This is a genomic window from Pseudomonas sp., from assembly GCF_050739995.1.
Taxonomy (GTDB): domain Bacteria; phylum Pseudomonadota; class Gammaproteobacteria; order Pseudomonadales; family Pseudomonadaceae; genus Aquipseudomonas.
The window spans coordinates 1-4,965 of sequence record NZ_JBOICG010000540.1 but is presented as its reverse complement, the minus strand read 5'-3'; the positions used below and the strand labels follow the sequence as shown (position 1 = coordinate 4,965).

The 4,965-nt window shown below is 59.6% G+C and carries 5 protein-coding genes; 2 read left to right on the top strand and 3 right to left on the bottom strand.

Annotated features, from left to right (window positions below; translation table 11 throughout):
* Window positions 1–901: L-serine ammonia-lyase (locus ACRESD_RS17680; protein WP_431752094.1), on the top strand; the 901-nt coding region annotated here is incomplete at its 5' end.
* 507 nt (window positions 902–1,408) lie between these two features.
* Window positions 1,409–2,512 carry a GlxA family transcriptional regulator gene (locus ACRESD_RS17675; protein ID WP_065938176.1) on the top strand — a complete coding sequence of 368 codons (1,104 nt, stop codon included), beginning with the start codon at window positions 1,409–1,411 and terminating at the stop codon, window positions 2,510–2,512.
* 106 nt (window positions 2,513–2,618) lie between these two features.
* Here ACRESD_RS17675 and ACRESD_RS17670 read toward each other — a convergent pair whose 3' ends face one another.
* From ACRESD_RS17670 to ACRESD_RS17660, 3 genes are all read right to left on the bottom strand, one after another.
* Window positions 2,619–2,882 carry a hypothetical protein gene (locus ACRESD_RS17670; protein WP_028618238.1) on the bottom strand — a complete coding sequence of 88 codons (264 nt, stop codon included), beginning with the start codon at window positions 2,880–2,882 and terminating at the stop codon, window positions 2,619–2,621.
* 376 nt (window positions 2,883–3,258) lie between these two features.
* Window positions 3,259–4,419 carry a gamma-butyrobetaine dioxygenase gene (locus ACRESD_RS17665; protein ID WP_431752093.1) on the bottom strand — a complete coding sequence of 387 codons (1,161 nt, stop codon included), beginning with the start codon at window positions 4,417–4,419 and terminating at the stop codon, window positions 3,259–3,261.
* 9 nt (window positions 4,420–4,428) lie between these two features.
* A complete protein-coding gene (locus ACRESD_RS17660) occupies window positions 4,429–4,908 on the bottom strand; it encodes a thioesterase family protein (RefSeq protein ID WP_431752092.1) in 480 nt (159 codons plus the stop codon).
* Window positions 4,909–4,965: the final 57 nt, after the last annotated feature.

Genomic DNA, 4,965 nt, shown 5'->3' with positions numbered 1-4,965 from the left:
CGGCGTGGCTGACATGGACCGTACCGAGTTGCCCTATGATTTTTCCAGCGCGGTGGAGCTGTTGCAGCTGTGCAAGACCCACAACCTGCGCGTGGCCGAGTTGATGCTGGCCAACGAAAAGGTCTGGCGCTCTGAAGATGAAATCCGCAGTGGCCTGATGAAACTCTGGCGGGCCATGCAAGATTGCGTGGAGCAGGGCCTCAAGCACGAAGGCATCCTGCCAGGTGGCCTCAACGTGCGCCGTCGCGCCGCCAAGTTGCATCGCAGCTTGCAGGAGTTGAACAAGCCGAATGTGATCGGTTCGACCTTGAGTGCCATGGAGTGGGTCAACCTGTTCGCCCTGGCCGTCAACGAAGAGAATGCCGCCGGTGGACGCATGGTGACGGCACCTACCAATGGCGCGGCGGGGATCATCCCGGCGGTGCTGCACTACTTTATGAAGTTCAGCGAAGAAGTCACAGAAGCCAACGTAGTCGACTACCTGCTCGGAGCGGCGGCGGTGGGCATTCTGTGTAAAAAGAACGCCTCGATCTCCGGTGCCGAAGTGGGTTGCCAAGGCGAAGTCGGCTCAGCCTGCGCCATGGCCGCCGCCGGGTTGGCCGAGATCCTGGGCGCCACGCCGGAACAGTTGTGCAATGCTGCGGAAATTGGCTTGGAACACAACCTCGGCCTGACCTGCGACCCGGTAGGCGGCTTGGTGCAAGTGCCGTGTATCGAGCGTAATGCGATTGCGGCGGTCAAGGCGATCAACGCGGCGCAAATGGCACTGCGGGGTGACGGCCAGCACTTCATTTCCCTGGACCGAGTGATCCGCACCATGCGCGATACTGGCGCGGATATGCATGACAAATACAAAGAGACATCGCGGGGTGGGTTGGCGGTTAGCGCTGTCGAGTGTTGAGACCGCGTCGCCTGCCTTCGCGAGCAAGCCCGCTCCCACATTCGACCGTGCTTCTTCAGGATGTACGCGGTCAAGTGTGGGAGCGGGCTTGCTCGCGAAGGCGGTAGCCCAGACAACACTGCTCATAAAGTGAACACCCGAATCCCAAAGCGCCACCTTTTAGCGCGTCGCAAACAGATAAGTAGCTACCAAACGATTTCTCGCCGAGCCACCCGTCACCCGTGCTTGCGGTGACAGAGTTTTCCTGCGCCTGCAAAGCGCCTTCCCACAAGTGCTACCGTTCTGCTCACACCCCTTGAGCAGGCTCGTTCCTACGACCATATCCGCGCTTACTGCATGGGCTTATTTAGACGGCTCATGAGGTCGTTTTTAGGAGTTATTGGACGGCCATTCAACTTTAGGCATGGCATTTGCTCTATCAAGCCAAAGCCTCTCCTTCCCAGGACGAGCGCAATAACAAGAGCCTCGCCTGAGGCCATCACCCGCTTTGTGTGAGGAGATACCGCGATGACGTCGTTCAACTCCGGGGCCCAACCCCAGAACCGTGCGCCTCAATCCATCGGCTTTTTGCTGCTGGACAATTTCACGCTGATTTCCCTGGCTTCGGCAGTGGAACCCCTGCGCATGGCCAACCAGCTGTCCGGCCGCGAGCTGTATCGCTGGACAACCCTGAGTGTCGACGGAAACCAGGTGTGGGCCAGCGACGGTCTGCAAATCACCCCCGATGCATCCATGCACAAAGCCCCGGCCCTGGACACTGTGATTGTGTGCGGTGGCGTGGGTATCCAGCGGACCGTCACCCGCGAACACGTGTCGTGGCTGCAAAGCCAGGCGCGCCAGTCCCGTCGCCTTGGCGCGGTGTGCACCGGCAGCTGGGCATTGGCATGCGCCGGCTTGCTCGACGGTTTCGATTGCAGCGTGCACTGGGAATGCCTGGCGTCGATGCAGGAAGCCTTCCCCCGTGTGTCGATGAGCACTCGCTTGTTCACCCTCGACCGCAACCGCTTCACCAGCTCGGGCGGTACCGCGCCGCTGGATATGATGCTGCACCTGATCAGCCGCGATCACGGCCGTGAATTGTCGGCCGCCATCTCCGAAATGTTTGTGTACGAACGCATCCGCAACGAACAAGACCACCAGCGCGTGCCGCTCAAGCACATGCTCGGCACCAACCAGCCGAAGCTGCAGGAAATCGTCGCGCTGATGGAGGCCAACCTGGAGGAGCCGATCGACCTGGATGAACTGGCGGTATACGTCGCCGTGTCCCGTCGCCAGCTGGAGCGCCTGTTCCAGAAATACCTGCACTGTTCGCCATCGCGCTACTACCTCAAGCTGCGTCTGATCCGTGCGCGGCAGTTGCTCAAGCAAACGCCGATGTCGATCATCGAGGTGGCCTCGGTGTGCGGCTTCGTGTCCACGCCGCACTTCTCCAAGTGCTACCGCGAATACTTCGGCATTCCACCACGGGATGAGCGCGTTGGGTCCAACACCACCCAGCAGGTGGCGATGATGCCAATTCCGCAGGCGCTGGTGTTGTCACCGTTGTCGGGGCCGATGTCGGCGTTGAGTCAGGCGCGCAATGAGTCGACGTTTGCCAGTGTGAGGCTCTAGATCGAGTTGCCTGCATTCGCGAGCAAGCCCGCTCCCACATTCGACTGCATTTCAAAGTTGGAACTCGGTCAAAGGTGGGAGCGAGCTTGCTCGCGAAAGCGGTCTGTCAGGCGCCAGAGTTCTGCTTGAACTGCACCAGAGCCGGCAACAACTGCTTATCGATGGCCTGGCGCACGGCCGGCAATATTGTCGCGCTACCGGTGTACATCTGCTCCACCATGCCCTTCAGCGCCTTGGCCCGCGCCGGGCTCAAACCGCGAACTGCACACTCGCAGGCCTGCTCGGCGGTGGCACCGCTGGACACTTCAAAACCCAGTGAGCGCAGTTGGCCCAGCAGGTCATCCTGGTCAATCAAATCCGCGTGCATCATGACGTTCATCCTGGTGTAGAGAGCGGGGATTGGTTTGGATTCTGGTAGGCCACCGGCCGGTCGGCAAGGGCAGAATCCACGAATGGCTCAGATGGCTATGAACAGGTCGTTTTCGGGTCATTTGCCGATAGCAGTAATAGGCACACTGAATGCCAGGCACGCACCTCGAAGGTTTGGTCACCCTCGGGATGTCACGCTCACACCAAGCGCTCTGCCCCGATCCAGTCACGGCTGGACCGGGGCTTTTTTGTCTGGGATTTGTGGCGACTGCACGGGCCTCTTCGCGAGCAAGCCCGCTCCCACATTTGACCGAGTTCCACCTTTGAAATGCAATCGAGTGTGGGAGCGGGCTTGCTCGCGAAGGCCACACCTCGATCTAGCGTTGCAACACCAGGATGCGCGACAGCAATTCATCCCGGTCGATATAGCAGCCCTGAAAATGCCGCGCCCCGGAAGCCGGGTCAAACGCATTGCGCGCATGCAAGGTGCGGCGGTTGTCGAAGCACCACAGCTCGCCTGGGTTCAGGCGCTTTACCAGGCGGAACCGGTCTTCGCGAGTCATGGCAATAAAGCGTCGATACGCGCGATACAACAACGGCATCTGTTCCACGCTGGTCTCGAACGGGCCACGCAAAAAGTTGGCCATGCGAATCTCCGCCACATCGCCCAAGGCGTCCAACGCAATGATTGGTGCGAGGCGGCGATAGTCGCTGTGACGATCTTTATTGCGGAACTCCACCGGGATATCACACAGGGCCTTGAACGCTTCGGGATCTTCCTCGCGCAAGGCGTTGGCAATGGCAAAACCGTCGACAAAAATGCTCTCGCCACCGTCGGCCTCATTCACCAGGCAATGCAAGAATTGCAGCCCCGGTTGCAGCTCCCGGGTCGGCAAATCGCTGTGCAGCGGCAGGTTGAAAGCGGTGTAGGCATTGCTGTCGGCATCGGCCTTTGATTGCACGTTGAACAGCACGCCAAAGTTACTCTCGCGGATAAACGAAATGCGTTTGGCGATCAGCGCCAGGGAGCCAGGCTCGGTGGGTACGCCGCGGATTTGCGTCAGGCCTGAGTCGCGTAGCGCCAGTAGCCATTGGAGCAACGCGTTCGAGTTTTCCATGACTGCCGAATACTCAAAAACCGGTAACTGAAAGCGGTTGTCCCACAGCTGGGATTTTGGCTTTGCCGCACGACGTTCGGCGCGTGAATCGTCGTCGTAGGCATGGGCTCGCAACCAGCCAGGATCGTATTGGCTACGATGACCTCCACTCCACGTCACACTCAGAAAGCCCTGGTCGATATGGGCGTCGATGGCGCGCAGATGTGCGTCCACATCGACGATTTCCAGTACCTGCTCGCGGGTCACGCTGTACACGCATTCCCCGCAGGGGCAGTTATCCCGCAACCACTGATGATGAAACGGACTGACCCGCCCATCGGCCCATCGCACGCGAATCTGATCGTCCAACACCTGCGCATCAAAGAGGTCGCAGATCTTCGGGTAAATACGGAAATCGGCAACAGCGGCGACGGTTTGCATGGCGGCTCCTTATTGTTTTTTGGCGGGCAGTCCAATCACTCGGCCGAGCAGGGCAGGGCGTGGAAGGTCGGCCTGCTCTGCGCGGATGGCGATGAGTTTTTCCAGCGTCGTCTCGCTAAACGGTGCCGAATGCGGGCCGGCAAGGTCGACGTGCAGCAGCATCTGTTCGTTGCCCGCCAGTTCTTTTTCATCACCGACCCCATGCAGGCTGTGATAGAGGTGCAGGCGCTTGGTATCAAAGGCGATCAACTGCGTATGCACCTCAACGTCGGCACCGAGTTTCACTTCATGCAGGTAGTTCAGGTGCAACTCCAGGGTGAACAGCGAATGGCCGCTGGCCTCGCGGTTTTCACTGTCCAGGCCCAGGGTGTCCATCAGCGCGTCAGTGGCGTAGCTGAAGATCAGCAGATAGAACGCGTCGCGCAGGTGGCCGTTGTAATCCACCCAGTCGGGCTGGATGTTGGTGGTGTACGTCGTCAATGTAGGCATCACATAAATTCCGGCTATGTACGCGGTCAAAAATGTGGGAGCGGGCTTGCTCGCGAA

What these genes read in the sequence shown, in the direction of transcription:
- ACRESD_RS17675 (WP_065938176.1), top strand. Translation starts at nt 1,409, where the DNA reads ATGACGTCGTTCAACTCCGGGGCCCAACCCCAGAACCGTGCGCCTCAA.
- ACRESD_RS17670 (WP_028618238.1), bottom strand. Translation starts at nt 2,882, where the DNA reads ATGATGCACGCGGATTTGATTGACCAGGATGACCTGCTGGGCCAACTG.
- ACRESD_RS17665 (WP_431752093.1), bottom strand. Translation starts at nt 4,419, where the DNA reads ATGCAAACCGTCGCCGCTGTTGCCGATTTCCGTATTTACCCGAAGATC.
- ACRESD_RS17660 (WP_431752092.1), bottom strand. Translation starts at nt 4,908, where the DNA reads ATGCCTACATTGACGACGTACACCACCAACATCCAGCCCGACTGGGTG.